Below are 3,494 nucleotides of genomic sequence, written 5' to 3' on the forward strand. Positions count from 1 at the left end.
GAGCTGCCGGCCGCGGCGGCCGCCGAGCTGGCCGACCGGGAGGCCGGCTTCCGGTACGACGGCCGCTCCGCGCCGCGCCCCCGCCGGCTCGCCGCGCTACGGCGGGCGGTCGTGGAGCGGGTCCGCGTCCGCTGACCCGGCACGTCGCCGGAAAAGTGTCCTGAACCCCTAGTGACACCCCCCACGGTCGGACCCGGCGGAGACGGCGAACATGCCTAAACTCCGCGGTAACAGCCGGCGGCGCACGGAAGCGCCGCCCGGAGCCCACGAGGGAGGCCGATCGTGCCGCGCCTGACCAAGGTTCTCGTCGCGAACCGCGGGGAGATCGCCGTCCGCGTCATCCGCGCCTGCCGCGACGCCGGCCTCACCAGCGTCGCCGTCTACGCCGACCCCGACCGCGACGCGCCCTTCGTGCGGCTGGCCGACGAGGCCTTCGCGCTGGGCGGCGAGACGGCCGCCGACAGCTACCTGAACATCGAGAAGCTGATCGCGGCGGCGCAGCGGGCCGGCGCCGACGGCGTGCACCCCGGCTACGGCTTCCTGTCCGAGAACGCCGACTTCGCCCAGGCCGTCATCGACGCCGGCATCACCTGGATCGGCCCCACCCCGCAGGCCATCCGCGACCTCGGCGACAAGGTCACCGCCCGGCACATCGCGATGCGCGCCGGGGCCCCGCTGGTGCCCGGCACCTCCGACCCGGTCGGCGGGGCCGACGAGGTCGTCGCGTTCGCCGAGGAGCACGGGCTGCCGGTGGCCATCAAGGCCGCGTTCGGCGGCGGCGGCCGCGGCATGAAGGTCGCCCGCGAGATGAAGGACGTCGCCGAGCTGTTCGACTCGGCGGTCCGCGAGGCCACCGCGGCGTTCGGCCGCGGCGAGTGCTTCGTCGAGCGCTACCTCGACAAGCCCCGCCACGTCGAGGCGCAGGTCCTGGCCGACACGCACGGCAACGTGATCGTCGTCGGCACCCGCGACTGCTCGCTGCAGCGCCGGTTCCAGAAGCTGGTCGAGGAGGCCCCCGCGCCGTTCCTGACCGACGAGCAGCGCGCCACGATCCACGAGGCCGCCAAGGCCATCTGCAAGGAGGCCGGCTACCACGGCGCCGGCACCGTCGAGTTCCTGGTCGGCCAGGACGGGCTCATCTCCTTCCTGGAGGTCAACACCCGGCTGCAGGTCGAGCACCCGGTCTCGGAGGAGACCAGCGGCCTCGACCTGGTCCGCGAGCAGTTCCGGATCGCCGAGGGCGAGGTGCTCAACCTCCTGGAGGACCCGCAGCCCCGCGGGCACTCCATCGAGTTCCGGATCAACGGCGAGGACGCCGGGCGCGGCTTCCTGCCCGCGCCGGGCACCGTCAGCGCCATCTCGTTCCCGGCCGGGCCGGGCGTGCGGGTGGACGCCGGCGTCGAGGCCGGTTCGGTGGTCGGCGGCCAGTTCGACTCGCTGCTGGCCAAGCTGATCGTCACCGGCTCCGACCGGGCGCAGGCGCTGGAGCGCTCCCGGCGCGCGCTGGCCGAGTTCCAGGTCGAGGGCATGGCCACCGTGCTGCCCTTCCACCGGCTCGTCGTCTCCGACCCGGCGTTCGCGTCCGCCTCCGGCGAGGACTTCACCGTGCACACCCGGTGGATCGAGACCGAGTGGGACAACACCGTCACGCCGTTCCAGGGCGCGGCCGAGGCCGCCGAAGACGGCACCGCGTCCGCTCGCCGGTCCGTGGTCGTCGAGGTCGGCGGGCGCCGGCTGGAGGTCACGCTGCCCGGCGACCTCGCGCTCGGCGGGGGCGGCGCGGCCGGCCCGGCGGCCAAGGCCGCGCCCCGCAAGCGCGGCGGCGGGAAGGCGGCGGCGGTCTCCGGCGACGCCGTCACCGCCCCGATGCAGGGCACGATCATCAAGGTCGCGGTGTCCGACGGCGACCAGGTCTCCGCGGGCGACCTGGTGGTCGTGCTGGAGGCCATGAAGATGGAGAACCCGGTCACCGCGCACAAGGACGGCACCGTCACCGGCCTGGCCGCCGCGGCCGGCAACTCGATCACGCAGGGCACCGTCATCTGCGAGATCAAGGACTGAGTGCGGGCTGGCGCGTTCCCGCCAGCCGATCACGGGACGATCACCGGCCGGTCCGGACGCCGTATTCTGGGCTGGCCAGGTTCTACCACAGCGACCCCGCACCGTACTGACAAGTGCATAGCGGACAGCAGTGACGCAACCCGTGGGAAGTCATCCACGGGGCCCGGTTCCTCCGCCACGCGGGAGTGCCGCGCCGCGGATCCGTCTGCCACGCGAGCTCCGGCCGCGCCGCGGACACGCCCCCCTCACTACGGCGACCAGGATCCGTCATGCGTACCGATTTGCTCATCACCACCCACGTCCACACCGACGGGCCGATCCCCGGTCCGCACTCACTGCTCACCCTGACCGCGGCCGCGCACCTTCCCGGCGGCACGGTCACCGACTCGATCAGCACCAACCTCCGCGCACTGCCCGGTGCCACGCTCCACCCGGTCTCCCTCCAGAGTTGGCGGAGGCGACCGGAGGACTGGCTCTGCACCCGCCGGGCAGCGCGTCCACCCGCCGTCGCGATGAACGCCCTCAGCAGTTGGGTCGACCAGCTCCACGGCCGACCGGTGTTCGTCTCCGACACGACCGACCCGGACTACCTGTTCCTGTACTGGTACCTGCAGCGGTTCACCGGGCGCTGGCCGTTCGAGGCCACGCTCACCGATGCGGACCTGCACGAGCAGCTGGGATGCCGCACGATGTGCCCGCTCGCCGGGTGCCACGAGGCGGCTCCGCTGGCCCGGATCAGCTGATCGACCACCCGGCACGACCCGACGGCCGGTGCGGGACTCCCGCACCGGCCGTCGGTGCGTTCACAGGTGCACACGTTCTGCCCCGTTCCGGCCCGGGCCGGGCGCCGCCGACCTACGGTCCCGCGACATGCCGAAGACCCGGGAGGCCGCGATGACGGCGACATCAGCGACGACCGCGACCAGCGCCCGCACGCTGCGGGTCGCCGAGCCGTCCGACGAGCGCCACGTGCTCACCGCCGCCGAGTTCGACGTGCTGTGGGAGCGCCTCGGCCTGGGGCCGACCCCGGTCGTGCTGCGGCTCGACTCCCCGGGGCGCACCCGCGCCGAGCGCCGCGAGATCGAGGCCGCCGGCTGGCAGGCCCTGCGCAGCCGCGGGCTGGCCGGCCCCACCGGCGCCCACCCGGAGCTCACCCGCCTGCTGCGCCTGCTCGCCCGGCCCTCGGTCGCGCTGGAGCTGCGCGGCTGGTGGGGCCGCAGCGTCCGGGCGGTGGCCGCGGGCGAACCGGACTCCGGTGTGCTCGCCGTCCGCCAGGACGGGTCGCTGACCCTGCGCGCCTGCGGCTCCCTGCCGACGGCCCTGCTGGGGGTGCTGCCGTCCGCGCCGGCCGGCCCGGGCCTGGCCACCACCCTGCCCACGTCCGTCCTGTCGGCGGCCCTCGGCGCCGCCCCCGGCGGCCCGCCGCCCGGCCC

The 3,494-nt window shown here is 74.8% G+C and carries 3 protein-coding genes; all 3 read left to right on the plus strand.

What is annotated here, in order from left to right; genetic code table 11:
* The first annotated feature begins 282 nt into the window (after window positions 1-282).
* Window positions 283-2,061 (plus strand): acetyl/propionyl/methylcrotonyl-CoA carboxylase subunit alpha, encoded by a 1,779-nt coding sequence (locus KIK08_RS38140; protein ID WP_214408178.1) that lies wholly within the window; start codon window positions 283-285, stop codon window positions 2,059-2,061.
* 269 nt (window positions 2,062-2,330) lie between these two features.
* Window positions 2,331-2,804 carry a hypothetical protein gene (locus KIK08_RS38145; protein WP_214408179.1) on the plus strand — a complete coding sequence of 158 codons (474 nt, stop codon included), beginning with the start codon at window positions 2,331-2,333 and terminating at the stop codon, window positions 2,802-2,804.
* Window positions 2,805-2,931: 127 nt separating this feature from the next.
* Window positions 2,932-3,494: ESX secretion-associated protein EspG (locus KIK08_RS38150; RefSeq protein ID WP_214408180.1), on the plus strand; the 563-nt coding region annotated here is incomplete at its 3' end.

Origin of the sequence: Pseudonocardia lacus, assembly GCF_018531445.1 — a bacterium.
Lineage (GTDB): Bacteria > Actinomycetota > Actinomycetes > Mycobacteriales > Pseudonocardiaceae > Pseudonocardia > Pseudonocardia lacus.